Source organism: Bacillus sp. AFS098217, from assembly GCF_002551815.1.
In the GTDB taxonomy this organism is placed as follows: Bacteria; Bacillota; Bacilli; order Bacillales; family Bacillaceae_G; genus Bacillus_A.
In genome coordinates this window covers 15433-40911 of sequence record NZ_NVPR01000169.1, presented here as the reverse complement: position 1 = coordinate 40911, position 25479 = coordinate 15433, and the positions used below count along the sequence as shown (strand labels likewise).

The following is a 25479-nucleotide window of genomic DNA, read 5'->3' as shown; positions in this document are numbered from 1 at the left end:
CTAGTTCCAGCGGCTAGAACGTTCGGTGGCTTCGCTTCCTCCTGCGAGGCAAAGGACGCCTCTACGTCAGAAGCTCCATCCCCCTCACACTCTAAGCGAGCCGCTTCCACTTTTTATAGTAACTCGAATACTCCAGCAGCTCCCATTCCGCCGCCGATACACATTGTTACAATACCGAACTGTTCATTACGTCGTTTCATCTCATGGATAAGAGATAATGTTAATTTTGCTCCTGTACAGCCAAGTGGATGTCCAAGTGCGATTGCACCGCCGTTTACATTTACTTTTTCTTCATCTAAGCCAAGCTCACGAATAACTTGAATTGATTGAGATGCAAATGCTTCATTTAGCTCAAATAAGCCGATATCAGATAGTTCTAATCCCGCTAATTTTAACGCTTTTGGAATCGCTGCAATTGGACCGATTCCCATTACTTCTGGCGGTACGCCAGCTACTGCAAATGAGCGGAATTTCGCAAGCGGCTTCATGCCATCGCTCACTGCTTTTTCACGATCCATTAGAAGAACGGATGCTGCCCCGTCACTCATTTGTGAAGAGTTACCAGCAGTTACAGAACCGCGAACATTAAATGCTGGGCGTAATTTTCCAAGGACATCTAATGTCGTATCCGCTCTTACTCCTTCATCTTGTGAGAAGACGATTGTTTCTTCTTGTAATTTGTTATTTGCGGAAACAGTACGAAGCGTTACATCAACAGGTACTGTTTCGTCTTCAAATTTCCCTTCTGCTAATGCTTTTGCTGCACGCTGATGACTTCTTACCGCAAATGCATCTTGCTCCTCACGGGAAATCCCATATTTCATAGCAACTTGCTCCGCTGTGTGTCCCATGCCCATATAATATTCTGGCGCCGCTTCTACAAGGCGGCTATTTGGACGAACAACATGTCCCATCATTGGAACTAAGCTCATAGATTCCGCTCCGCCAGATAATACCACTTCAGAGTGACCAAGCATAATGCGTTCTGCTCCATAAGCGATACTCTGTAATCCTGAAGAACAGTAACGGTTAATTGTAATAGCCGGAACATCATAAGAAAGTCCTGCTAATCCGCCGATATTACGTGCCATATTTAAACCTTGTTCTGCTTCTGGCATCGCACAACCGAAAATTAAATCATCAATTGGTCCTTCATAGTTATTTGCACGCTTTAACGTTTCTTTTACTACTAATGCCCCTAAGTCATCTGGACGAACTGTTTTTAATAAACCTCTCTTCGCTTTCCCAACCGGTGTTCTTGCTCCCGCAACAATGACAGCTTCTCTCATGAACGATATCTCCCCTCGTTATTAGTTACGTAATGGCTTTCCTTTTACAAGCATGTGCTGCATTCTTGCTTGTGACTTCATCTCACTTACTAAGCTAATAAATGCTTCACGTTCTACATCTAATAAATACTGCTCATCAACTTCTGTTCCGTACGGTACTTTTCCGCCAGCAATGACATATGCAAGTTTTTTCGCAATGTGTAAGTCATATTCAGAAATATAACCAGATAAATGCATTGCTTCTGCTCCAAGGACAAGCGTTGCATATCCTGTTTCACCGACAACTGGAATCTTTCTACGGATTGGCGCTTTATAGCCTGCTTCATATAAAGCAAGTGCTTTTTGTTTTGCATCATATAGTAAGTGATCACCATTCACACTAATACCATCTTTATCGCCTAAGAAGTTATGAGAAACTGCTTCTTGTGCAGATGTTGAAACTTTTGCCATCGCTACTGTCTCAAACACTTTATTCGCAACCTTTTGCAGATCAAACTCCACACCGTTTGCCATTTTGTTTAGGTGCTTAATATATAGTTCTTTGTTACCGCCACCGCCAGGGATTAAACCAACACCAACTTCTACTAATCCCATATACGTTTCGCTAGAAGCTTGAATGCTAGCTGCTGGTAAGCAAACCTCTGTACCGCCACCAAGCGTCATGCCATATGGCGCTGCTACAACTGGCTTAGAAGAGTACTTAATTTTCGTCATTGCATCTTGGAAGTTTTTCACAACCCACTCAATTTCAAAGTAGTTATCGTCTTGCGCTTCCATTAAGATCATCGCAAGGTTGGCCCCAACGCAGAAGTTCTTCGATTGGTTTCCGATAACAAGACCTTTATAATTTTTCTCTACTTCATCAACAGCGTAGTTAATCATTTGCGTAATATCCATACCGATCGCATTGCTCTTCGAATGGAATTCTAAGCAAAGGATGCCGTCGCCTAAATCAATTAAGCTCGCGCCACTATTTTTCTTTAACACGCCGTTTTTCTCTTTTAACTGCTTAAGAGAAATTGCTTTTTTGTTACGTTCGATTAGCTTATATTCACCATTATCGTAATAGTAGCTATCGCCATTATCATGTTTATAGAAAGTAGTAAAACCTTTCTCTAACATGTCTTTCACCCAAGTAGGAACAACTGCGCCGTTTTCTTCCATCTTTTGAACGGACTTTTCTACGCCAATTGCATCCCAGATTTCAAATGGTCCTTGCTCCCAGCCGAATCCCCATTTCATCGCTTGGTCAATCGCCACAATATCATCTGCGATTTCTTTATGAAGCTTCGCTGCGTATAGAAGAGTTGGTGTAATAATGTTCCACAATAGCTCTCCTGCACGATCTTTCGCGTATACAAGCGCTTTCAACTTATTCGCTAATCCTTTTTCTTGTTTGCTTAGCTCTACGGAAGCTGCTTTTAATTTTTTCCGTGCTTCGTATTCCATCGTTTCAGGATTTAATTCTAAAATTTCTTTTCCTTGTTTTAAGAAGAAACCTTGACCCGTTTTACTTCCAAGCCATTTTTTATCTAACATCTCATGCATGAAAGCAGGTACCTTAAATACATCTCGTTCTTCTTCCTGTACATTTTCATATACATTGTTCGCAACGTGAACAAATGTATCTAAGCCAACGACATCTAACGTGCGGAACGTCGCACTCTTTGGGCGGCCAATTAATGGACCTGTTACAGAATCAACTTCTCCAATGCTATAGCCGCGTTTCATCATTTCTTGCAATGTTACAAGTAAGCCGTACGTACCGATTCGGTTTCCAATAAAGTTTGGTGTATCTTTTGCGATAACAACGCCTTTTCCAAGAACGTCTTCGCCAAATAATTTCATGAAGTTTAACACTTGTGGATCTGTTTCTTTTGTCGGTATAATCTCTAGAAGTTTTAAATATCGTGGTGGGTTAAAAAAGTGCGTTCCTAAGAAGTGTTTTTGGAAGTCATCTGAACGACCTTCTGCCATTTTCTCAACGGAAATACCTGATGTATTTGAGCTCACAATAGAGCCAGGTTTACGAACAGCATCTACTTTTTCAAATAGTTTCTTTTTAATATCTAAGTTTTCAACAACAACTTCAATAATCCAATCTACATCTGCAAGGCGCTCAAGATCGTCCTCTAAGTTCCCCGCTTCAATTAATGCAAGGTTGCCCTTCACCGTAAGAGGAGCTGGCTTTTGCTTTACTAATTTTTGCAGTGCCCCATTGCTAAAACGATTTCTCACACTTTTATGTTCTAATGTAAGTCCCTTCGCTTCCTCTTCTTTTGTAAGCGATGGTGGTACAATATCAAGCAATAATGTTGGTATACCGATATTGGCTAAATGTGCCGCAATCCCTGACCCCATTACACCAGAACCGAGAACAGCAGCCTTTTTAATTTGGAACATCCATTTCTCCCCCTATTCTTGAATGAATGCTCATTCAATTTTTCGACATACGTCGCAATCAATGAGTGAGCCTCTACTAATAAATATATGATACTGTTTAAATTTTCGCAATATATTTATTGATAAAATTTTCTGAAATAAATATTTTTCTTTTGTTTGGGTACTCTATAATTGTGTATTTTCTTGATAAAATACGCGTTTTCCTTTTTAGAATTTGACAAAAACGGAGGAATATATATGGCTAGACTTAAGAAAGACCCTTCAAAAGCAGGCGTTAGCGCAGCAAGTGTAACAGGAAATGCAGGTCCAATAGATCGCGGGATTGAAAAAGGACGCCAAGGTAATAACCAGCAATACAAAAAGCACAACATGGGCGAAAAATAACGCTATATGTGCTTGTTCAAAAAGTAGGATAAAGAGAGCCGAGCAGTTCGAGGCGCGGAAGCCGGGAGGATACGGAGTGTAGGTGGAAGAACTACATGAGTACCAGACTGGCGACGTAACGAAGAAATGCGGGCGGTGATCTTTACCGGACTTCTTGAACTTCCTCTATATTTTTGGGCAGAGAACGTGGCATAATGAGTATTGGGCTGCTTTTTCTGCCCAATTTATTTGTACATAAGGACAAACAAAAGAGGGACTGCATAATGAAACGAACAATAATCATGATTGTTATGATTGCTACACTATTTACAAGTATGATTTTCTTTTCTTACACAAAAAGGCAAAAAGACGTAAGAAGTAATCAGCCTGATATCACAGGAAAATATGGTGTTACAATCGATGCAAATACGGGGAAAGTTTTATACGGAAAACGGGAAGAAGAACGTTCTTATCCAGCAAGTGTAGCTAAAATGATGACAACCATTCTGTTACTAGAGAATGTAAAGGAAGATGAAGAAATTACTGTCACAGAAAATGCGATAAAAACGGAAAGTCAGAGTTCGAAAATTAAACTTTGTGCTGGTGAAAAACTAAAAAGAGACGAGGCATTAAAACTGATGCTTGTTATCAGTGCCGATCCAATTGCTGAGTCGATCGCGGAACATATCGCAGGATCAAAAGAGAAGTTTGTAAAAATGATGAATGCAAGGGCGAAAGAACTCGGGACAAAACATGCAACTTTCAAAAATGCGAGCGGGGCTGACGCACTCGGCAATAAGGTTTCCCCTTATGACATCGCAATTATTGCAAAAGAAGCATTAAAATATCCGATTGTACTACAATATATGAACACAATACATACAACACTACATACTTCGCAGCGCGCTCCAAAAATTGCAAACTATGGCCGCGAAGAACTTTACGCTGACCCCTATGCAATTGGAAGTAAAAGCGGTTTATCTGCTTTAGGACAATATACAGTTGTAACTGTTGATGAAAAGGATGGTAAACGCGTTATTAACGTTGTGTTTTCTTCTAGTCGTAATCAGCTATATCCTGATGCGAAAAAGATGGCAAATTACGCGTTTCAGCAATTAAAATAACCAAGGAGTATTTTTCTCCTTGGTTATTTTTTTACCATTCCTTTTAAAACGAACGCAACGTTTGCTGGACGCTCTGCTAGGCGACGCATGAAATAGCCATACCAGTCATTTCCATACGGCACATAAACACGCATTTTGTATCCTTCTTTCACAAGCTCAAGTTGACGTTCAGTTCGAATACCATATAACATTTGGAATTCAAACTGATCACGTGAAATATTATGTTCTTCAGCAAGCTTCTTCGTATATTCAATAATCGCTTCATCGTGTGAAGCAATTGCAGTATAATTTCCATTTAATAAGTGCATTTTAATAATTTTTTTATAATTTTCGTCCACATCTTTCTTATCTGGGAACGCTACTTCTTCAGATTCTTTATAAGCCCCTTTTACAAGACGTAAATTAGGACTATATGCATTTAAATCTTCAATGTCCTTTTCTGTACGATATAGGTAAGCTTGGATTACAGTACCGATATTATCGTATTCAGATTTTAATTGCTTAAAGATCTCAATCGTTTTTCCGCAGCGTGTATAGTCTTCCATATCAATAGTAACAAATACATTGTTTTCTTTTGCAGCCTCTAAAATACGACGCATATTATTCATTACGATATCATCTGAGATATCTAACCCCATAGAAGTCATTTTTAGAGAAAGCTGTGAATCAAGGTTTTCGCGTCCAATTGCACGAATTGCTTCAATCGATTGACTTGCCATTTCGTTTGCTTCTGCTTCATTATCAACGAACTCACCTAAATAATCGATTGTTACACAAAGACCTTGCTTGTTTAATTGCTTAATAGCAGCTGCTGCTAAATCGATTGTCTCCCCTGCGACAAAGCGGCCTGCACCAAAGCGTAAGCCGTACTTCTTAGCCAGTTTTGTTAGCGCTTTATTTTTTGATAAAAAAAGAAACGAATTGCGCATTAATTGTTCCATGTAATCCACCCCTATGACTGTACTTTGTCTGTTTTTTACCCCTCTTCTAAATTATATCACTGTTTGAAATTATTTGATACAAATAATTATTTAGATAATTCTTAAGATACAATAAACATGCTCAAAAACCTATATTCTCGCTTTCAAATATTTATAAAAAGTTTTCGACATTTAGAAAGAAAGAGACTACTAGATGAAAAAAACAATTTGAATACAAAATTCGACATACTTTTGAGCACACTTATCTCCCACCTAACTTCTTTGCTTTCGCCCAATTTTGAAGTAGGAGTATTACTACCCATTCATGCGGGATAAATTATATAAAGATATTAATGTAACCAACACTCATTTGCTCTTTCTGTTTTTACTTCGCATGTGGCAGAAAAAGGCCTTAACCGCTTCTATGCATGGCCAGATGCTCTCTCCTACCTAAAAAGAGAGGGGTATGTCGATTTTTTAATTGATGAGATCATGAATCATAAAAAAGCTTGAGGACTATTTCTCCTCAAGCTTTTTTATGAAAGAATTACAAAATAGTTTCTACTTCTTATTTATCATTACGATGTTCGTCATTCAATTTTTTAATATCAGAAATTAAACGCACCATCTCTTCTTTTCCATCTGGATATGTCTCATTCCAGTGTTTTACAAGCGCTGGCATTGTCTTGGCAATATAAGAATACAACGCCCATTTTTGCACTTGCTCTTTTCGTTCCTCATTGCTCTCCCCTAATAACAATTCTGTATACTTCTCAAGCAAGCCATCAAACTGCTCATTAAACTTGTCACTCATCGCTCTTTCCTCCTTCACTAGGCAATGCAATAGATAATAAAAAAGTGTACCATGAATACACCTTTCTCACCTAATTTATCCATACAAAAAAGCAGCGAAAATCGCTGCTTTTCCCTATAATTTCGAACGAACAGAGTTTAATTTTTTCTCCATCGTGCTTTCTTTATCTCGGCGATCATCAATACGAATTGTTGTCGCTACACGCTTTGCACCTTTTGTATATGGCACTTCATGCATTTGTTGAATGACTTCAAGTAATACAGGAAGATCTCCTTCAATTACTGTGTTCATCGGTGTTAATTGATACTTCACGCGATCAGCGTTTTTCTCTAGCACTTTTTGTACTTCTGCTACATATTCACTTACGCTTGGATTACCTGTTCCAACTGGAATAATCGATACATCAACAATTGCCATGATTGTTTCCCTCCTAAACGGACTTTTTGAACTTCCTCTATAAATTCATTACCTATTGTACCGAAATAAACGTCATTTTACTAATAATATCAAGCCGATTTTCTTATTCTTCTACTTTAAATTGCTCTACTAATTTTTCTAAACCTTTCATTTCCTCGCTCAATGCTTTCATCGTATCTGATACCTTTTCTAAATGTACAACCTGCGATTCAGTTGCTGCATTTACCTCTTCAGAAACTGCCACACTTTCTTGACTCGTTCCTCCGATTGTTTGCATAATTCCTGTAATCTCTTCTTGCTCATGCCCTATATTATTTACTTCTAATACAATCTTTTCAACGGAAGTAATAATTGTATTTACTACTGACATAATCGTACGGAATTCTGTTTCTGCTTCTGTCGTAACCTGATCCTGCACATCAGTAATGCCCTTCAATTTACTTACAACCTCTAAAACACGCGAGACTTCTAATTGCACTTCTCCAATCATACTAGTAATTTCTTCTGTTGCTTCTTTTGATTGCTCTGCTAATTTCCTTACTTCTTCTGCAACAACTGCAAATCCTTTTCCTTGTTCTCCTGCACGCGCTGCTTCAATAGATGCATTTAAAGCAAGTAAATTTGTTTGATCCGAAATACCTTTAATAAGCGCTACAACACTTTGAATAGATTGTACCCGATGCTCTAGCTTACTCGATGCTTCCTCTGTATTCGTCACAATGGAAGACGATTCTCCTCTTGTATGAACTAAATGCCGCATCGTATTTAATCCTTGCTTTGATGCTTGTTCTGCCTTACTTGTCACCTCTTTAATTGCTCCAACTGATTCATTCATCTGTCCGACCGAATGAGTCATATTTTCAAGCTGTACTGAAACTTCTTCCACACTATTTGCAAGCGTTGATGCTCCGCCTGTTACATCTTCCATTGCTCCCGAAACTTCCTTACTAGCAGCAACAGTTTCATTGGTTAAATAATGTAGATTATGAGTAGATTGCTGGACCGTCGTCACATTACGCTTAATCTTACTTACCATTTCATTCATTTGGTCAATCATATAATTAAAATGCGTCGTAAGCGTACCAACCTCATCTTTACTTGTCACTTTCATTTGCAACGTTAAATCGCCCTCTGCTACCTTTTGGACATGTTCCGTCAATAATTGTAACGGTCTTGCCAATCTTCTTGAGAACAAATATGATACGACTATTGCAATCAATAGACTTGCACAAGCCATTCCAATTACTGCATTACGTGTCTCTATTAGCACACTATCAATCGCTTCTTTTGGATATACCATCCCTATCTTCCACTTCATCCTATCAAATGGTTGACTATAAACGACTACATCTTTACCTTTTAATGTAGACACAGCAAATTTCGTTGTATCTTTCTTTATGCTCTGTATAAGCGGTTCTTTTGAAACATCTTTCCCCACTTTTTCCGGATATGCAAGTGCAATGTTTTTATCATTTACAATAAACATTTCTCCGTTGTAACTATATTGAATATTATGTAGTAGCTTCTGAATTGTTCCTAGCGATACATCCATCGCTACAACCCCTAATACAGAACCATCTCCAGCAACAATGGCCTTTGAAACCCCAACGCTTAACTTTCCTGTTGCAATTTCATATTGCGGCTGTCCCCAATGAATAGATTTTGTATCTGCTTCAGCCTCTTTATACCAAGGTCTAGAAGTCGGATCATATCCTTCTGGTACTTTTCCTCCCTCAGCAATATTTGCACTCAATATTTTCTTATCTTTCGTCCCAATATATAAATCTAAAATATCAGGATGATTCTTTTTAAACTGTAAAAATTCTTTTAATATAACGTTCTCTTTTTCTGGCGTAACACCATCCTGTAACGTCCCTTGAATCAAATCACTGCTCCCGTAATGCCCTATATCTTCTTCAATTCCCTGTATAAATGCCGTGAGTTGTTCTGTCACAAGTTCCATCGTGTTTTGAGAATATTGATTAAGTGAACTTGCTTCTCTCTCTTTTTGCACTTGATATACAACTGTACCTAGTATTGCAAAAATCATCGTAATAAGCACCGAAAACACTACTGCAATTTTCCAACGTAAACTTCTTAGCATCTCTCCTCAAGCAGCTCCTTCTTAATGAAATTAAATTACATTAATCACTATATTAAGTATAATGGATAAAACTAAAACCTCAATCCTATATAATTTAAAAATTTATTTATATATATTTCACCGCATCTCTTAATTTCTGTATAAAAAGAAGTTTACCCTAGCAACACTTGTATAAATACGAATAGTTCTTTATTCTTAAGATAGAATCTAATTTGTTCGGGAGGAGTTATGTTACAAAAATTCGGTTTCTCACAATATGAAAGCCAGGCGTATGAAGTTCTAGTCTCAAGCGATGAACCATTAGATGCAACAACAATCGTAAAACATTCAGGAGTCCCAAAGGCAAAGATATATGAGGTGTTGGCACGTCTCATCGATAAAGGAATGGTCATGGATTCCGTATCAGAAAAGAAAAAGTTATATACCGCTTTACCATTAGACCTAGCGATTCAAAAATTAACGACAGAATTTCAATCTCATATTAAAGAACTTCAAACCAATATCTCAAAAAAATCCTTCACGGATGACCGTGTTTGGAGTTTAAAAATGCAGGCTTCTATTCAAGTACAAAGCAAGCAAATGATAGAAGACGCTACACAATCTATCCGCATTTCCGCTTGGAATGATACATTTTTAGAGTATCTCCCCTTACTAGAAAAAAAGGCAAAGCAAGGCATTGATATTGAGGCGCTTGTAGTTGGAAATGTGGAAACAGAACTAACAAACGTTCATTTCCTTATTCCAACTGAAGAACCTAACGCATTAGAACGTTACATACTGCTTATCGTTGATGATCATGCAATTTTATTTGCTGGGGTAGAGCAAGAATCTTGGCAGGCAATGAAAACTATGTCTCAACCATTCGTAAAATTCTTTACAGAGTTCTTCTATCATGATGTGGCACTTGCAAAAATTACTGAGAAGCATCATGATCTCTTTATGAATGATGAGGAAATTCGGAGCATTTTAATGAAATTGAGGTATTAAAAATACAACTTTATTTGTTTATAAGAAAAGAGAAAGCACTCAAATATTTGAATGCTTTCTCTTTTCTTATGCTTTTGTTAATTCAACCTTATGTAATTGGTTTTTTGGATGATTGCTATTTGTGAATACAGAACCTTCAGGACATATTTTGTTTCTTTATCTCATTTAACAGCTCAATAATTTTTTCATTTTGCTTAACTTGTTTCTCAGAATTCAAATAGATAAAACGAACCCATCTTAATCCAAAAATAATAAAAAAAAAGGGTAAGATTACTGCCAAAAAACTAAGCATCGAACTTATAAAACTTATAACCATAACAATACACCAACCTTTCCCTGTATACATACAAATTGAAAAAACGACCTGAAAATCCCTTTCTTTTTAGGTGGCCGAGAGCATCTATTCATGCATAGAAGCGGTCAGGGCCTTTTCCTGCCACATGCAAGGGGAAAAACAAAGGGAGAATACGAGTGCAGGTCATATTTTATTCTTTATAGCAGCGACTTACATGTTAAAAAATGAAAATGGATTTATATAATACCCTTCAATATCAAACTGGTAATCCCTTCAACTTTTAACTCACAAAAAAAGAACCTATCAAACGATAGATTCTTTCTTTACTGCCTGAGTAGATCGTCCTCTCGTAATCGAGAAGATTGTACAAAGTAATGCCAAAATAACAAAACCCCCACCTACCCAAGCATTATATATGACAGATGATTGTTCAATCACAGCTCCGCCTACTGTGGATCCAGGCGCATGATGCGCCTGCTTTTTAACTCCTTAAGACTGCGTTTCTTTTTTCTTATTTAAATACCAATAAACAGGAAGGCCTGTAAATACGATTCCAATTGATAAGAAACAGCTTAGCGGATCATTAATAATCGCACTTCCAATTACGAATAGTGATCCTAGAATCGCTAAAATTGGTACAACCGGGAATAATGGCACGCTGTACGCACGCTCTTTCCCTTCATTACGTTTTCGTAAAATAAAGACACCGATAAATGTCATCACATAGAAAATATAAATGATAAATACGGAAATCTCAGATAGCTTATTTGGATCACTAATAATCATTAAAATAATACCTAATATAATTTCAAAAGTAATTGCATTTGCAGGTGTTTTAAATTTCTCATGTGCTTTTGCAATAAACTTAGAAAACGGAAGTTGTCCACGTTCCGCCATCGACATTGGAATACGCGGGAATGTTAAAATCTTTCCGTTTAAACATCCAAAAATAGAAATAATAATACCGATACTAATGATTTTCCCGCCATGTTCCCCAAGTAACATCCCAGCTGCTGTCGCTGTCGCATTTTCTCCAAGATTTACAATCTTCGCCGCTGGTAATACTTTTAGTAGCGCTAGGTTAATTAATACGTAAGCAGCTGTTACAATTAAAATTCCTACTGTCATCGCCTTTGGTAATAACTTTGTTGGGTTCTTCATTTCACCGCCGATAGAAGCGAGTAAAATCCAACCATCATAAGCAAATAAAGTCGCTAAAATTGCCATCCCAATGCTTTGATTTTCTGACAATGGTACAACTACATTAAAAATATCACTATTCCCTTTCCAAAAACCTAACACAACAATTAATACGATTGGAATCATCTTCCCAACTGTTGTAATCGTTTGGACAATGCCCCCATATTTCGTTCCCATACTATTTACAACACCAAGGAATACAACTGTTCCAATTGCGATTGGTAAACTCCATACTTTATCTAAATAGAAGAAGTTAATCATTAAAGAGCTAAAATACAAACCTAATGTTCCAATAATAGCTGGGCCATATACAATTGTTTGCATCCACCCAGATAAATACCCCCAAAAACTCCCATAAATCTCCTCTAAATACGTATACAATCCACCATTCTTCGGAATTTGCGCTCCAATTTCAGCTACAGTTAAACCGCTAGCTAATGTTAATAATCCCCCTACTACCCAAGCAAGGATTGCCATATTAGAGCTTCCTGCGTAATCTAATACGCTCCCTGGTTTCATAAATACACCAGATCCAATAATAGTCCCTACAACGATGGATAGTGCTACTGTTAAACCAATTTTGTTTTTCTCATCATGATGCATGCTATATATCCTCCTTCCAATTCTAGTGTGATGCAAAAATAAAAAAAAAACACTCCTCCCTAAAAAAGGGACGAGTGTTGTATTCGTGGTTCCACCCTTGTTTCATCAGTAAAGTAACACACTTCACCAATTTCTCAAGTCTAGATAACGGTTTTTGCCGGCAAGCAATTACTAGATATTCATTCACTGCTGCAGTTCAGAGGTGGTAATCCATTTTTTCGTATTAGGAAGCTCACAGCCAAAGGCTTCCCTCTCTGAGAATCGTAAAAAATTGATCATGTCCTCATCATTACTTCTTGATGTCGAATTTTGTAGTTATTTTTCATTATATTGAATTTTTTCAAAAAATCAATATTATTTTTTATATAACATACAAAAATATTTCCTCTTATAGTATAACAGGAGCACTACTATTTTTCAGATTACCTTAAAACAGTACAATATACATATAAAGGAGGTATCGATATGATTCCAGTTATCTGTATTACAGCAACAATCCTATCTTTCATCTTTGCCATCATATTTCGACATAAGTATCCTGGTTATAGCATTTTAACTGTCTTTATTGTTCCTGCCGCATCCTTTTATACGTTAGGAAAATTCCAATACACGGAAGTGTTCATTGGATTTGCAATTGCATTCAGTGTCTTCACCTACATACTAACAATGAAAAGAATTTCAACAAATCAATAAAACGCCGCTCAAATGAGCGGCGTTTTTCTATGCATTTTGTAATTGTCCCTGTTCACGGTCCATTACTTTTCTAAGAACGATTGTTTGCGTCATTGTAAATATGTTACCTGTAATCCAGTACAGAACAAGTCCTGATGGTGCCGCAAATCCCATAAATAAAATCATTGCTGGCATCATGACCTGCTGCACTTTCAGCATTTGAACTTGCTCCCCAGATGTCATATTTGACTGTATAACCTTCATTTGAATAAATGTTGTTAACGCTGCAAGAACCGGTAATATGTGATATGGATCTGCATGTCCTAAGTTCACCCATAAAAATGAAGATGTACGAATCTCTTCAGTTCGGCTAATCGCGTAATACAATGCTGAGAAAATCGGCATTTGTATAAAGATTGGCCAGCACCCAGCAAGTGGATTCCAACCGCCTGATTTCATTAGTTCTGACATTTCTTTTTGATACTGTTTTTGTTTTTCAATATCTTTACTCACATCACCATATTTTTTCTTTAGCTTCTGGAGTTCAGGTTGCATTTTTTTCATTTTCATTTGACCGCGATATTGCGCAACAGCCAATGGAATCATTGCTGAACGAACAACGAGCGTAATGATAATGATTGCAATCCCGAAGCTTCCTCCAGGTATATGATGAGCAACGAATTGAAGCATACATGAAATTGGATACACAAAATAGTGATTCCAAACACCAGTACTATTTGCATCAATTGTTCCGCTATTACTACAACCAGATAAAACAAAAACAAGTAATAATGATAAACTAACGAGCACAGCTCGGTATGATTTTAACATGTTCATTCCTCCAATGTTTCGTAATTAGTTAGCGAAACATTGGTATATATGGACCCACCTCGTCACTCTCACCGCTCGATTCTTGCCTGCGAACTGAACGAGCCATTCCATATTTATAGAAAATAGAAAAGAGCGGGATATTACCAAGACTCTCTTCGCATGTATCAACAAACGTGAAAGCTTTTTGTCTACCACATGATGCTTGCTGCCTTACAAAGCGAGAAACACTAGTGAGAAAAAAGACTTCTAATAAACAAAGCGCTGTCGTTACAACAGATATATATAGAATTGCATCTTGCAATAAAAATTCCATCGCTTCACATCCTTAATAAAGTCATTTTAGCACATTCAACAAACATTCTCTATTTCCTTTTATTTTCAAAAAAGGATTTTGCATATTTTCTCAAAAAAACAATAAAGAAAATCGTTGTATTCGCTTTCTTTAGTATATTCACACACATAACTGAATAGGCTTATTTTTTTAGAAATTTATAAAATTTTCTTATTATAATAAAACTGTTGCCAGCTTTTGAAAAAAGCATTATTCTCTTCTTGTAATCAAAAATAAATATGGAGATGAAACATACTATGGGTCAATTAGGAGACGCCGATTACGTTCCCGATACCGCCTTTTTATCCTTCCCAGCAGCTAGAACATTTCATTTAGAATTTATAATACAGTTGATTGTTATTTTTGTAGCTTCCATTTTGTATGCTATTTCAATGAATATGTTTTTTATTCCGCATAATATGATTAGCGGTGGTTTCGCTGGTGTAGGGATGATTATCGGTTATTTAATGCACTATAATATAGGTGCACTTATCTTTTTATTAAACATCCCGCTTCTTATTCTAAGTCATTTTTACTTAGGGAAGAAGACAACCTTTTTAACAGCGTACTTCGTGGCAGTATCATCTGTAGCCATGAACATTATTCCAGTACATCAAGTTTCAAATGACATTTTACTTTCATCTGTATTCGGTGGCGTCATTTGTGGTGCAGCCTCAGGAATTATATTCCGATTTGCTTCTTCAACAGGTGGTTTTGATGTTGTTGGATTGATTGTAGCGAAATATAAAGACATTTCGATTGGTGCTATTATTTTTGTCTTCAACTTAATCTTACTTGTTGTCGCTGGCTTTATTTTCGGATGGGATATTACACTGTACACATTAATTAGCCGTTTCGTTGTCAGCAAAGTAATTGATGCTGTACATACAAAACACATTAAATTAACGATAATGACAATTACAGAAAAAGGCGAGGAAATTAAAAGCGCACTACTGCATTACGGCATACGTGGTGTAACAATGGTAGACGCTGTCGGCGGCTATACCAACCATAAGAAAAAAATGATTTACACTGTCGTAACTCGTTACGAATTAGGAGAAATAAAACGCATCATTCGTCATGTAGACAATCATGCGTTTATGAATATTACAGAAACCGTTGAAATCGTTGGACGTTTCAAACGTATATAAGAAAGCGCAAGGAATCCTGATTCCTTGCGCTTTTTATTTTTTACACTTATTACAAAATCAGATAATTCTATTATTACCCCTTGAAATATGTTATAATATAATAAGACTTACAAAAAAATGTATAGACTTGGGAGTTTCTCTTATTTTTATAAGCAAAAAGAAACGAGAAGTCGGGTATATTTCAAGCACAAGTTTACGTAATAACTAGTATTATCACATCTTACAAGAAACGGCTTAAAAAGACCGATCATCTTAGTTATTCTTCACAACTCTTTTTATAGAAAAAATACGTACAACTAACATTCACTTCTATATACTATACCTATCTTTTTGACTTCCAAATCATCTTATTACATAAGGAGATGAACATATGAATCAATATATACGGTACTGGGTAGCTGCTTTGTTTGCGATTATCGGCGGCGCAATTTGCTTCTGGACAAACAATCAGCTTGGAGAACACATTATTTTTAATGGAATCGAATCTATTGTAAGCGCTTCAATATTAGGCGGATACATTTACTTCCTCTTTAACCCAGAAGAAAACGCTCAAAAAACAATGCTATTAACAATGATCGGAATCGTTGGAGGATGTATTTCCTACTCAATGACAAACTATACATTACCACTTCAATTAGGCTCAGCTGTCTTCCACGGCCTTTGGACTTGGTTTATCGCATTTTGCTTAGCAGATGTATTTAACCTATTACAAGACCCTAGAGAGGAAAACGGTCACCACATTGAAAGTAACTCTTAATAAAAACGAGGCTGGAAGATACATCTCCCAGCCTCGTTTTTCAATATATCGGTGCTTTCACAAAATCCGCCATCTTATTACACACTCGGAATCTGAAACCACACATGCGCCCCGCCGCATATTGAACTATTTTCCGCAAATATTTTTCCGTCATGCTTCTCCACAATTGTCTTCGCAATATATAATCCAAGGCCTGAATGTTCTTTACTACTGGAGCGAGATGTATCTTCCTGATAAAAGCGCTGAAATACTTTTTGCATATCTCCAGATTGAAAGCCGCTCCCTGAATCGTACACATGAAACTGCAATGCACCGTGCTGTATACATACCTTTACTAACATCTTACCTGCCCCTGGTGTAAAACGAACACCATTCATAACGATGTTGTCCATTACTTGACTGATTCTCTCTTGATCAAATACGAATGTCTGTCTATCATCATCCGTTTCGAACATAACGTTCCATTCTATCTCTTTCTTTTTGGCAACATACTCATACTCTTCTATCTTCTTACGAAAAAAGCTCTCCAAGTTCACTTCGCTTAAAAATAATTGAAACGAAAAACTCTCGAGCTCATTCACCGTATTGAATTCTTGCAGCAGCTTCGCCATTCGATTTGTATTCCGTTCAATCGTCTGTAAATAACGCTGCAACAACTCTTCATTTTTCCATAGACCGCTCTGTAGCCCTTCGGCATGCCCTTGGACAATTGTTAGTGGTGTTTTCAAATCGTGAGAAATTGCTCTGACGTATTCTCTCCGTTCTTCTTCTAGTTCCCATTGGCGTGATAAGCTATTAGCTAATGCAGCGCGCATATTTTCAAATGAATGAACTAATTCACCGATTTCGTTATTTGCTTTGTATTCTAAGTTAAAGTCAAGGTCATGTGCTTGAATTCGCTTAGAGGCTTCTGAAAGTTCAGCAAGTGGTTTTCCGATTCTTTTCCCCATTCGATTCGAAATCATATACGCTAAAATTGTAATATAAATAAAAGGAGCACTAAAAAATAGAATAATCGGAAGATAATCAATAAGGGAATTTGTTGAAACGGCCAAACGATAATGCAAGCCGACTGCTCCTTGTAAATTCCCATCCTTATCGACTAGCGGAACATAGGTTGTAATCTCACTATTATTATTTTCTGCATAAATATTTGTATTAATAACATTCAAAAGTGGATTCTGCTTCGTTATAATCTCTTTTGTATATGTACCATAACGGATTTCTCCTTGCTTATCTACAACCTGATATTGAATACCCTTCATAGGAATAACTTTTTCAAACTCTTCTTTTTCGCTCATATTTAATAAAAATTCTTCTTTTTTCTTAATATATTCCTCAATGGAAGGGATTTGATTCTGATAGTAATTGGCCGGAAACACTTTCTCTTTCCCATCACTTTGTAACCAATACCAACCACCGATTGCCGTTAAAATAGTCAATACTAGGCTTCCAATCAAAATAATTAAGAAACCAACAACTAATTGTTGTTTAATCCGTAGTTTCTCCATCACGCCTGTACGCTCCACTTATACCCAATTCCCCACACAGTTTGGATATACGTATGCTCCCGGTCATACATACTAAGCTTTGTTCGAATTTTCTTCATATGTTCTACTACAGTAGACACATCGCTTTCGCTATCATAACCCCAAATTCTCTCAAAAAGCTGTTCTTTCGTTAGCACTTGACCGGAATGTAGCGCGAGCATTTTTACAACTTCAAATTCCTTCTTTGTAAAATGAATCATTTGATTTCCTGCTGTTACCTCATAACTCTGTAAATCAATTACGATGTTGCCATAACGAAGAACTCGCTTTTCCTCTCTTAAATCAGCAGCACGACGCAAGTTTGCAATAATCCTTGCCTTTAATTCCTTTAAGCTAAACGGCTTATTAATATAATCATCTCCGCCAATCATCAACCCTTCAATGCGTGATTGCTCCCTACTATCGGCGCTTACAAATAGAATAGGAAAAGTTTGTCTCTCCCTAATTTTTTCGCATACTTCAAATCCATTCATATCTGGAAGCATTACATCAAGCAAAACTAAACTCACATTGTCATCTAGTTGGTGGAGTGCTTCTTTCCCATCTAAAGCCGTTCGCACGCAATACCCTTCCATAGCTAGACTATCTGTAATAAACGTTAAAATATCTTCTTCATCATCAACAACTAAAATCGTCTCTGCCATGGTCATTCTCCCCTTCACTCATACAAATCCTTTGTCTTCCACGTTATAAAACTGAGTAACATACAAACTACTAAAATTGTACCATTCACAAGGTAGAATATGGAATCTCCATTACTTAATATACGGATTGCTTCTTGACCTGCTGATAAGAAATATGAAAAACTGTCATGAATATATAGTGCTCCAAAAAGCAGGCCAATTGTCCCAAAGAAAGATAGCACCACGTTTGGCATCCATAAACTTACGAAACTCGCTAATAATAAAATGGTTGCTGTAATAAGTACGAATACCCCGTAAAATTTCAATGTATATAAGAAAGCTTCCGCTGCATTATATTTGATATCTTGATGTAAAAACGTTGTATATTCAGCTGTAGGAATGTATAACTTGCCATATATATACCCGAAGATAAACGTAAGAAACAAAAACGCAATTGCCAGGATGAACTGAGTTAGCCATTTTGCTACAAGCAGCTTAGTTCTCTCAATTGGTCTTATACAAACAAGACGATATGCTCCAGACGAGCGCTCACCATTAAAACTATCAATAAATAAAATCGGGAAAACTAATAATGCTAATACGAAATATATTTCTTTCGCTAGAGTCACTTGAAAATTCAACTGACTTAAAGGTGCCGCCGCTCCCTCACTGCTATAAATTGCCAATTTCCCGTAATCAAGGAAAACGGCGTCTCCTATAAGAAACAATGTAAAAACAAGGAACATTACCTTTGTTTTTTTTCGCGAAAAAATCCTTTCAAACTCACTTATCATTAACTGCTTCATTTCAATCACCTCACACAAAATGATCTTTCTTTCCTAATACGTAAAACGTAATAAAATTAGAAATGGCAATATAAATACTTAATACCCCTAAACAAAGGTAAATAAAATTTCCTTTTCCTATAAGTGATAATGCAATCCCCTGATACTGTAAATTTACGATCGACGAATAACGTACGAATACTATCTGACTATTAGGTACAAATCTCTGCATAACTTCTGGAATTCCAAAAGAAAGTATAATAAACCCGATACCAAATGCAATTGCACTTGTTGTTGACTTACTAAGTGCTGTAAGCATCATAAAGATGCTAATTACACAAGCTATCATGACATAGGCCATCCCGTAATATTTCAGCATATAGAAAAAGACTTCCATTCCGCTCTCTGTTGGCTGTTCATAATAAAAGAGCAAAATATTTGGATTAAAATCAAAACATAAATAACCAATTACATAGCTGCAAATGAAATACACGAGGAAAAACAAAGCCATCATAATGAGCATCGTAATCATTTTTCCCAATAAAATTTGCCGATACGTATAGGCGCGCTGCAATACCATCCGCATTTGCCCGCTATGATATTCATGAGAAATCATAAGAGCCATCGTAACAAGTACAATAAGATTGCATGCACTAATGAGCATTTCTGCTAAACCCATAACGGGGAATGTATTGGCATACGTATAATCTACAGCTGTTTTTGCGACAACTTGATTATGCCCCATATAATACTTTGCTGAAGCAAACAACATAACCGGTATCACCGCAAAACAAAGCCAAGTCACCTTCTTCGCCCAAAGTCGCTCCCATTCAGAGCGCACTAACATCATCATGAGCTCATCATCTCCACAAAGATATCTTCTAGCTCCTTACTATCCCCTTTTAGTTCCTCTGTCGTTCCGCGCCAAATGAGTGCCCCTTCCCGAATCATCACCCATGAATCACACATCAGCTCTAATTCACGAATTAAATGACTTGAGATGAAGAAAGTAATGCCTTTATTACGCTGTAAATCGAGTACGATTTTCCGAAGCTGTTTAATCCCCACTGGATCTAATCCGTTTGAAGGCTCATCTAAAATAATAAAATCTGGATCTCCAAGAAGCGCCTGCGCAATTCCTAATCGTTGTTTCATTCCTAATGAATACGTGCCTACCTTATCATCTGCACGATTTTCTAACCCAACGATTTTTAACACTTGCTCAACCTTTTCCTCTAAATTCTCTCCCCCGCAGTTCATCGTAATTCGACCTAAATTCCGCAAATTTTTTCGTCCAGACATGTAAGGAAAAAATATCGGCGCCTCCACAATCGCTCCGACATACTGAAGTGCCTCCTCACGATTTTTTTGCACACTCACACCGTTAATTAAAACTTCTCCTTTATCTGGTTTAATAAGTCCCATAATCGTTCGAATTAATGTCGTTTTCCCAGAACCATTTGGCCCAACAAAACCGCAAATTTCATTTTTATAAACGGAGAAGGACATATGATTTAACAAGCTTCTCCCCTTCACCCTTTTCGTTACATCTTTTACTTCTAACACCGCTGTTTTCATTCTTATCGCCTCCTTGCTTTTAGAATAGGAGGTAAAAATAAACAATTTATAAACAAATAAAAAGAAGCTGCATTTTTGTAGCTTCTTTCTCACCATTCACTGTATAAAACTATAATCCGAGCAGCATCTCTCCAAATTGAACAATAAATAGGATAATTAATACAATCGCTAACAACTTCAATGCTACATACGTTACTTCTTCCTCTATCATTCGTGAAACTAAATAAAATTACATATATATAAATCCATTTTAATTTTTCGACATCTAAATCCTTGCTATGTAGAATAAAAAGTAACCTACCCTCATCTGCTCTTTCTGTTTTTACTTCGCATGTGGCAGAAAAAGGCCCTAACCGCTTCTATGCATGGCCAGATGCTCTCTCCCACCTAAAAAGAGGGGGTTTATGTCGGTTTTTTTATAGAAAAAAGGATATCTCACTTAACGTAAGATACCCTCTTTCCCATTGCTAGATTACTAGTTTCTTTTGTAAAAGCTCAAACCATTCTCGTTCTAATTGTAAGCAGCCGATTCCACTCTTTTCAGCATTCTTTAACTCTTTTTCTGCTTTTTTCATATATGTATGAAAGGACTCCGTATCCTTCTCTAAATATTTTAAGATTGCATGTGTACGGTAATACCCATGCAAATCCAATTTTGTGATAGCTTGGGCATGCTGCTTCATCTCATGTAAAGACACATCATCCATATCATATAGCGCCTTATATAACAGGTACCAACTATGAAAACTACCAACAAAATATTTATTTGCTTTCGTAACAGGGATTTGTAAAACTCGTTCTAAACAAGTTATACCTTTTTCCATTCCTTCTCTATCACATTTGGAATAAAACACGAGCATAAGATCACTCATGGTTTCTCCTACATCTTCATTATTCTTTATGTTTTCTTTACTTATTTCTACTATCTCATTATCCCAATCTTTCGGTCTTTTTGAACTCAATAGCTCGCTGGATACTTGAATGCTATGTAAATGCTGGTGAGCCTTCTCATCACCTTTAACTAAAATCAAAAATTGATACCCATCACTAGGCATGATTCCCTTCATTGGAATTGCCGTAGCCAAAAAGATTACAAAATGTAATATAGAAAAATACAAAAAAGATTGGTAATAGCTCACCATGTATATATAACCCGCCAACAAGCCGCAGACCAAACTTGTTATCGGCCCACCTAAAGTCGTCCATGCCCACTTTTTCGAAAGGTTTGGCGTATAAAATGAAGGTGGTAATAACATGGCAATACCTCCAAAATATCCCCACATTTTATTTTCTCTTATTCGTATCTTTCCCTCTTCTTTTTGGATGGTAATCGGTCCTGCTGTCATGAATTTAAATTGCAGGCCATTTAACAAACCAAATACTACATGCCCTAATTCATGAATGGCAAACACCAGTACTAAAATAACCAGTACTCCCCACAATTCCATAACCGCCTGCATTTTTTCTGGCCTGATCCATCCATATACAACTGAACAAACAAAAGCAATCACTATAGAAAAAGCTGGCCTTCTCAAAATATCCACCGTTTTTCTCCCCTTGATTATCGTGTGTTAGTAAATCATTTTTCTATGCATTTCATACATGTATTTTCCGATATGCAAGACCCAGACAAATGAAATCATACCAATCAGGAAGAAATCTGCTTCACGTACAATTGTATAACCGATTGACAAGATCCATGCCCATGCAAGCACAATATTTGTAAACTGATATGCCTTGTAACCCGCTTCATGAACGATATGCTGTTGTCCTTCATCTGCATTTCTCGCCCACATCTCCATAGATTGTGAATATGTAACGCGCTGTTCTGGATACAACTTGTTATAGCGGTTCTTCATAATAAAGCCAATCCATATTACAAGAATCAAGCATACAATTGACACAACAAAGTTTACAACCTCAAATAAAGAAGGTGTCCCTGCTGCAAATGATCGATAATACATAATTGCAGCACAAATTGCCCAAGACATACAATCACTTCACTTACACGTAAATAAATGAGCATAGACCCTAGTCTACGTCCCTGTTCATTTTCCTCTTCATCACGTAACTTTGTTAATGTCCACATGTTTTTTCCAAACCAAACTAGAGCAACTGCGCAGCATATAAACAGCACAATTACTTTGGTATAGGAATCATCTCCTTCTGAACCAACGCCAAAATAATGAGCGAATACATATCCGATGATTAGACCAATTAACATAGATCCCAATAATTTAGCAATAGACATCATCATATGCTTTAGCCTATTTTCCATCTTCCTCTTCCCCCTCCACTAACATAAATATCTCCTCTACAGGCACCCCGAAAATATGTGCAATTTTTAGCGACAACACAATCGACGGCGCATAATCCCCACGCTCAATTAAGCTAATTGTTTGCCTTGATGAATCAATCGCTTTCCCTAAATCACCTTGTGACATTCGATACTTTGCTCGAAATTCTCTCACTCGATTTTGAAGCTTCATACCCAACCTCTTTTTCGTTTATTTAGTTAAAATTGTAAATAATATCCTCTTTATTGTCAATTATAATTGTCATTTTGACGTTAATAATTGACAATATAATACCTATTCACGCTAAAAAAGGAGAGACACTTGAAATTACTGTCCACTTCCTTATTGATGAAAGCGGTAATTACGGTCATGGTCTTCAATTTTCTAGTGAATTTAATAGAAATGAATCTGTTTCAGAAATATACAAAGATACATACCAGCTTTCAGCAACAAAAACAGGAATGTATTATAGTCACTGGTTACAAAATCGCAGGTAAAATAAAAGTAAGTTGGAAAATACAATAAAATATTTGCGCAAAAATAAAAGGCAATGCTCATAAGCACTGCCTCTTCCAATTTTCGACATAGAATGGATTCCATATTAATTTGCATTTTGTACAAATACCTGTTTCAATTGTTTCCGGAAACGAACGCCTAGCGTAATTGCTACAACAGCAATCACTCCAAAGATGATTTTTCCGATATGCTGCTCCAATGCCCCAAAGATATTATGCAAGTTTCCACCTAGCCAGTAGCCACCGATTAAGAAGAAAGATACCCAGAACAATGCACCTGCATAAATCGTTAACGCAAAACGACGAAACGGTAAATTAATAATCCCTGCAAAATATCCAGTAAAATGACGTACGCCTGGAATAAAGAACGCGATAAAGATAAGAAAATATCCATACTTATCAAACCACATTCTCGTTAAATCAATTTTCCTTTGTTTCAAAAACACGTATTTTCCATATTTCTGCACAAAGGGCATACCAAGTTTATTTCCTACAAAGTACTGAATTGTCATTCCAACACTTGTCCCAATAAACGATAGGATAATTAAGATTGGTAAATGTAAGTCTCCTATCTGTGCTAGATATCCCGCATAAGCTAATGTTGGCTCTCCTGGAAACGGAAGAGCAATATATTCTAACAGCAATCCGATAAGTACAACATAATAGCCATATTGTTGAAATAATTCATGAATCCATTCCATGTCATCTCTCCTTTCCTCTTCTCTTGACAGCATCACTCACGTACGAACTGTTACTATTATTGTATAAAAAAATTGTCGAAATAACTATCACAATAGCTTACATTTATATTACATTTTTGTAAGGTAGATACTTAAAATGACAACTATTTATTCATCTATATAAATTTAGTATTTAAATCCAAGCATTGGATTCATGAAACATAAAAATTTATAGTGTTCTAAATAAAAAACCACTGCAAAAAATGCGAACAATAAAATAGACAAATTCATCTCCCCCATACAGTCTATCACCATGCGCTTTCATTTGTTTTTCAAATAAAAAACTCTTCCTATTTTCCAAAAAATGTTCTTTATAAAAAACCACATTAAACTCATATTAACTTCATATTAGCTTCATATACATGGTGTAAGATTATATCGGAATTTGTTGAAAAGTATAACAAGTGTTTTTCCTTTATATTAAATTGAATAAATATAATGTGAAACTTTAATCAGTGGGGTCTTCATTCCCCACTGATTATTAGCTCTCACCAATCGGACTTTTACGGGCCGTTTATCTTCCACCTAACTTCTTTGCTTTCACTGAATTTTGAGGTGGGAGTATTGCTGCCCCAAAATAGCGGAATAAGTTGTTTTTCCAAAATGCACAAAGGGAGAATAAAAATGGAAGCGTATAACATGCACAATTTTATTAATACAAACATTGAATCTCATCAGGATGAAACAATTTTTAACTTACATATATGTGAAGCAAATGAATTTGATGTAAATTTAACAAAATCAACAACATTATCCTTTATCGTTACACAAAAAAACATAAAGATCATCACCAAAAAATGGATTAACTCTATCCAGGAAAGTATGATCGGTAAAAGCTATATCATTCCAACTCAAGCATTTCACTATCTTCTGCCTATCATTTCCGAAAATGAAAATGAGATGATTGTGCAAATGCAAAGCTTTGGAACAAATGGAGAGCTTTTGCTAAATGAAAGATTACTCATTAATAAAAATAACAGGAACAATAACGCTAAAATTACTACTTTTTTTGAAACCTTAAACGAAAATATACATCAGACATTACGTAGATTCCAAATCTATTGCATGTAATAGTTTTATAAAGTAAAAGTTTCATAAGGTGAAAATTTAATCAGTGGGGGTTCTTTATA

General features: G+C 36.5%; 26 protein-coding genes, 2 pseudogenes and 1 other annotated feature. Of the genes and pseudogenes, 7 read left to right on the top strand and 21 right to left on the bottom strand.

Going from position 1 to position 25479, the window contains the following annotated elements; genetic code table 11:
• Positions 1-113: 113 nt before the first annotated feature.
• A complete protein-coding gene (locus COO03_RS26235; protein ID WP_097899870.1) occupies positions 114-1289 on the bottom strand; it encodes an acetyl-CoA C-acetyltransferase in 1176 nt (391 codons plus the stop codon).
• Between the two features lie 21 nt (positions 1290-1310).
• Positions 1311-3692 carry a 3-hydroxyacyl-CoA dehydrogenase/enoyl-CoA hydratase family protein gene (locus tag COO03_RS26230; protein WP_097899869.1) on the bottom strand — a complete coding sequence of 794 codons (2382 nt, stop codon included), beginning with the start codon at positions 3690-3692 and terminating at the stop codon, positions 1311-1313.
• 237 nt (positions 3693-3929) lie between these two features.
• Between COO03_RS26230 and COO03_RS26225 the strand changes: the two genes are divergently transcribed.
• Positions 3930-4076, top strand: a complete 147-nt coding sequence (locus COO03_RS26225) for a YuzL family protein (protein ID WP_016112417.1) — start codon at positions 3930-3932, stop codon at positions 4074-4076.
• Positions 4077-4339: 263 nt separating this feature from the next.
• Complete coding sequence (locus tag COO03_RS26220) at positions 4340-5179, top strand: D-alanyl-D-alanine carboxypeptidase family protein (protein ID WP_097899868.1); 840 nt, start codon at positions 4340-4342, stop codon at positions 5177-5179.
• A 23-nt stretch (positions 5180-5202) separates the two neighbouring features.
• On the opposite strand, the gene COO03_RS26215 is transcribed toward COO03_RS26220, so the two are convergent.
• The 4 genes from COO03_RS26215 to COO03_RS26200 all read right to left on the bottom strand — a co-directional run bounded on the left by COO03_RS26215 (position 5203) and on the right by COO03_RS26200 (position 9434).
• Positions 5203-6120 (bottom strand): proline dehydrogenase family protein, encoded by a 918-nt coding sequence (locus tag COO03_RS26215; protein ID WP_097899867.1) that lies wholly within the window; start codon positions 6118-6120, stop codon positions 5203-5205.
• A gap of 547 nt (positions 6121-6667) precedes the next feature.
• Positions 6668-6913: a YusU family protein gene (locus COO03_RS26210; RefSeq protein ID WP_097899866.1), complete on the bottom strand. Its 246-nt coding sequence runs from the start codon at positions 6911-6913 to the stop codon at positions 6668-6670.
• 114 nt (positions 6914-7027) lie between these two features.
• Complete coding sequence (locus COO03_RS26205; protein ID WP_001018864.1) at positions 7028-7330, bottom strand: MTH1187 family thiamine-binding protein; 303 nt, start codon at positions 7328-7330, stop codon at positions 7028-7030.
• 103 nt (positions 7331-7433) lie between these two features.
• Positions 7434-9434 (bottom strand): methyl-accepting chemotaxis protein, encoded by a 2001-nt coding sequence (locus tag COO03_RS26200; RefSeq protein ID WP_097899865.1) that lies wholly within the window; start codon positions 9432-9434, stop codon positions 7434-7436.
• A gap of 228 nt (positions 9435-9662) precedes the next feature.
• Between COO03_RS26200 and COO03_RS26195 the strand changes: the two genes are divergently transcribed.
• On the top strand, positions 9663-10421 hold the full coding sequence (locus COO03_RS26195; protein WP_097899864.1) for a TrmB family transcriptional regulator: 759 nt from the start codon (positions 9663-9665) through the stop codon (positions 10419-10421).
• A gap of 136 nt (positions 10422-10557) precedes the next feature.
• Here COO03_RS26195 and COO03_RS26190 read toward each other — a convergent pair whose 3' ends face one another.
• From COO03_RS26190 to COO03_RS26180, 3 genes and pseudogenes are all read right to left on the bottom strand, one after another.
• Entirely contained in the window at positions 10558-10737 is a 180-nt protein-coding gene (locus COO03_RS26190) for a hypothetical protein (protein WP_097899872.1), read from the bottom strand.
• Positions 10738-11019: 282 nt separating this feature from the next.
• Positions 11020-11181: pseudogene (locus COO03_RS26185) on the bottom strand (MFS transporter); the annotation flags it as partial.
• A gap of 24 nt (positions 11182-11205) precedes the next feature.
• Positions 11206-12519 (bottom strand): APC family permease, encoded by a 1314-nt coding sequence (locus tag COO03_RS26180; protein WP_097899863.1) that lies wholly within the window; start codon positions 12517-12519, stop codon positions 11206-11208.
• A gap of 63 nt (positions 12520-12582) precedes the next feature.
• Positions 12583-12818, bottom strand: a binding site (T-box leader).
• 166 nt (positions 12819-12984) lie between these two features.
• On the opposite strand from COO03_RS26180, the gene COO03_RS26175 reads away from it, so the two are divergent.
• On the top strand, positions 12985-13212 hold the full coding sequence (locus COO03_RS26175; protein ID WP_097899862.1) for a hypothetical protein: 228 nt from the start codon (positions 12985-12987) through the stop codon (positions 13210-13212).
• A gap of 27 nt (positions 13213-13239) precedes the next feature.
• Here the strand turns inward: COO03_RS26175 and COO03_RS26170 are convergent, their stop codons facing one another.
• Positions 13240-14022 (bottom strand): membrane protein insertase YidC, encoded by a 783-nt coding sequence (locus COO03_RS26170; RefSeq protein WP_097899861.1) that lies wholly within the window; start codon positions 14020-14022, stop codon positions 13240-13242.
• 28 nt (positions 14023-14050) lie between these two features.
• Positions 14051-14335, bottom strand: coding sequence for a hypothetical protein (locus COO03_RS26165; RefSeq protein ID WP_097899860.1), 285 nt, complete (start codon positions 14333-14335; stop codon positions 14051-14053).
• Between the two features lie 275 nt (positions 14336-14610).
• Between COO03_RS26165 and COO03_RS26155 the strand changes: the two genes are divergently transcribed.
• On the top strand, positions 14611-15504 hold the full coding sequence (locus tag COO03_RS26155) for a YitT family protein (protein ID WP_097899859.1): 894 nt from the start codon (positions 14611-14613) through the stop codon (positions 15502-15504).
• A gap of 370 nt (positions 15505-15874) precedes the next feature.
• On the top strand, positions 15875-16261 hold the full coding sequence (locus tag COO03_RS26150) for a DUF3938 domain-containing protein (protein ID WP_097899858.1): 387 nt from the start codon (positions 15875-15877) through the stop codon (positions 16259-16261).
• A gap of 77 nt (positions 16262-16338) precedes the next feature.
• Here the strand turns inward: COO03_RS26150 and COO03_RS26145 are convergent, their stop codons facing one another.
• From COO03_RS26145 to COO03_RS26105, 10 genes and pseudogenes are all read right to left on the bottom strand, one after another.
• Positions 16339-17772, bottom strand: coding sequence for a sensor histidine kinase (locus COO03_RS26145; RefSeq protein WP_097899857.1), 1434 nt, complete (start codon positions 17770-17772; stop codon positions 16339-16341).
• Complete coding sequence (locus tag COO03_RS26140; RefSeq protein WP_097899856.1) at positions 17772-18455, bottom strand: response regulator transcription factor; 684 nt, start codon at positions 18453-18455, stop codon at positions 17772-17774. The genes COO03_RS26145 and COO03_RS26140 overlap by 1 nt, the downstream gene beginning before the upstream one ends.
• A 14-nt stretch (positions 18456-18469) precedes the next feature.
• Positions 18470-19240 carry an ABC transporter permease gene (locus tag COO03_RS26135; RefSeq protein WP_097899855.1) on the bottom strand — a complete coding sequence of 257 codons (771 nt, stop codon included), beginning with the start codon at positions 19238-19240 and terminating at the stop codon, positions 18470-18472.
• Between the two features lie 10 nt (positions 19241-19250).
• Positions 19251-20072: an ABC transporter permease gene (locus COO03_RS26130; RefSeq protein WP_097899854.1), complete on the bottom strand. Its 822-nt coding sequence runs from the start codon at positions 20070-20072 to the stop codon at positions 19251-19253.
• Positions 20069-20797: an ABC transporter ATP-binding protein gene (locus tag COO03_RS26125; protein WP_097899853.1), complete on the bottom strand. Its 729-nt coding sequence runs from the start codon at positions 20795-20797 to the stop codon at positions 20069-20071. Before COO03_RS26125 ends, COO03_RS26130 begins: the two co-directional genes overlap by 4 nt.
• A 109-nt stretch (positions 20798-20906) precedes the next feature.
• Positions 20907-21008 (bottom strand): DUF3985 family protein, encoded by a 102-nt coding sequence (locus tag COO03_RS26755; RefSeq protein WP_141523209.1) that lies wholly within the window; start codon positions 21006-21008, stop codon positions 20907-20909.
• A 256-nt stretch (positions 21009-21264) separates the two neighbouring features.
• Positions 21265-22341 carry a M50 family metallopeptidase gene (locus tag COO03_RS26120; protein ID WP_097899852.1) on the bottom strand — a complete coding sequence of 359 codons (1077 nt, stop codon included), beginning with the start codon at positions 22339-22341 and terminating at the stop codon, positions 21265-21267.
• Between the two features lie 27 nt (positions 22342-22368).
• Positions 22369-23075: pseudogene (locus tag COO03_RS26115) on the bottom strand (DUF3169 family protein).
• On the bottom strand, positions 23065-23286 hold the full coding sequence (locus COO03_RS26110; protein WP_097899851.1) for a helix-turn-helix transcriptional regulator: 222 nt from the start codon (positions 23284-23286) through the stop codon (positions 23065-23067). The pseudogene COO03_RS26115 and the gene COO03_RS26110 overlap by 11 nt, the downstream one beginning before the upstream one ends.
• A gap of 409 nt (positions 23287-23695) precedes the next feature.
• Positions 23696-24310, bottom strand: a complete 615-nt coding sequence (locus COO03_RS26105) for a DedA family protein (protein ID WP_097899850.1) — start codon at positions 24308-24310, stop codon at positions 23696-23698.
• Between the two features lie 663 nt (positions 24311-24973).
• Here COO03_RS26105 and COO03_RS26100 point away from each other — a divergent pair.
• A complete protein-coding gene (locus COO03_RS26100) occupies positions 24974-25420 on the top strand; it encodes a DUF3978 family protein (RefSeq protein WP_097899849.1) in 447 nt (148 codons plus the stop codon).
• Positions 25421-25479 lie beyond the last annotated feature (59 nt).

Coding starts and splice junctions, on each gene's coding strand:
- COO03_RS26235 (WP_097899870.1), bottom strand. CDS start 1,289: ATGAGAGAAGCTGTCATTGTTGCGGGAGCAAGAACACCGGTTGGGAAA.
- COO03_RS26230 (WP_097899869.1), bottom strand. CDS start 3,692: ATGTTCCAAATTAAAAAGGCTGCTGTTCTCGGTTCTGGTGTAATGGGG.
- COO03_RS26225 (WP_016112417.1), top strand. CDS start 3,930: ATGGCTAGACTTAAGAAAGACCCTTCAAAAGCAGGCGTTAGCGCAGCA.
- COO03_RS26220 (WP_097899868.1), top strand. CDS start 4,340: ATGAAACGAACAATAATCATGATTGTTATGATTGCTACACTATTTACA.
- COO03_RS26215 (WP_097899867.1), bottom strand. CDS start 6,120: ATGGAACAATTAATGCGCAATTCGTTTCTTTTTTTATCAAAAAATAAA.
- COO03_RS26210 (WP_097899866.1), bottom strand. CDS start 6,913: ATGAGTGACAAGTTTAATGAGCAGTTTGATGGCTTGCTTGAGAAGTAT.
- COO03_RS26205 (WP_001018864.1), bottom strand. CDS start 7,330: ATGGCAATTGTTGATGTATCGATTATTCCAGTTGGAACAGGTAATCCA.
- COO03_RS26200 (WP_097899865.1), bottom strand. CDS start 9,434: ATGCTAAGAAGTTTACGTTGGAAAATTGCAGTAGTGTTTTCGGTGCTT.
- COO03_RS26195 (WP_097899864.1), top strand. CDS start 9,663: ATGTTACAAAAATTCGGTTTCTCACAATATGAAAGCCAGGCGTATGAA.
- COO03_RS26190 (WP_097899872.1), bottom strand. CDS start 10,737: ATGGTTATAAGTTTTATAAGTTCGATGCTTAGTTTTTTGGCAGTAATC.
- COO03_RS26180 (WP_097899863.1), bottom strand. CDS start 12,519: ATGCATCATGATGAGAAAAACAAAATTGGTTTAACAGTAGCACTATCC.
- COO03_RS26175 (WP_097899862.1), top strand. CDS start 12,985: ATGATTCCAGTTATCTGTATTACAGCAACAATCCTATCTTTCATCTTT.
- COO03_RS26170 (WP_097899861.1), bottom strand. CDS start 14,022: ATGTTAAAATCATACCGAGCTGTGCTCGTTAGTTTATCATTATTACTT.
- COO03_RS26165 (WP_097899860.1), bottom strand. CDS start 14,335: ATGGAATTTTTATTGCAAGATGCAATTCTATATATATCTGTTGTAACG.
- COO03_RS26155 (WP_097899859.1), top strand. CDS start 14,611: ATGGGTCAATTAGGAGACGCCGATTACGTTCCCGATACCGCCTTTTTA.
- COO03_RS26150 (WP_097899858.1), top strand. CDS start 15,875: ATGAATCAATATATACGGTACTGGGTAGCTGCTTTGTTTGCGATTATC.
- COO03_RS26145 (WP_097899857.1), bottom strand. CDS start 17,772: ATGGAGAAACTACGGATTAAACAACAATTAGTTGTTGGTTTCTTAATT.
- COO03_RS26140 (WP_097899856.1), bottom strand. CDS start 18,455: ATGGCAGAGACGATTTTAGTTGTTGATGATGAAGAAGATATTTTAACG.
- COO03_RS26135 (WP_097899855.1), bottom strand. CDS start 19,240: ATGAAGCAGTTAATGATAAGTGAGTTTGAAAGGATTTTTTCGCGAAAA.
- COO03_RS26130 (WP_097899854.1), bottom strand. CDS start 20,072: ATGATGATGTTAGTGCGCTCTGAATGGGAGCGACTTTGGGCGAAGAAG.
- COO03_RS26125 (WP_097899853.1), bottom strand. CDS start 20,797: ATGAAAACAGCGGTGTTAGAAGTAAAAGATGTAACGAAAAGGGTGAAG.
- COO03_RS26755 (WP_141523209.1), bottom strand. CDS start 21,008: ATGATAGAGGAAGAAGTAACGTATGTAGCATTGAAGTTGTTAGCGATT.
- COO03_RS26110 (WP_097899851.1), bottom strand. CDS start 23,286: ATGAAGCTTCAAAATCGAGTGAGAGAATTTCGAGCAAAGTATCGAATG.
- COO03_RS26105 (WP_097899850.1), bottom strand. CDS start 24,310: ATGGAATGGATTCATGAATTATTTCAACAATATGGCTATTATGTTGTA.
- COO03_RS26100 (WP_097899849.1), top strand. CDS start 24,974: ATGGAAGCGTATAACATGCACAATTTTATTAATACAAACATTGAATCT.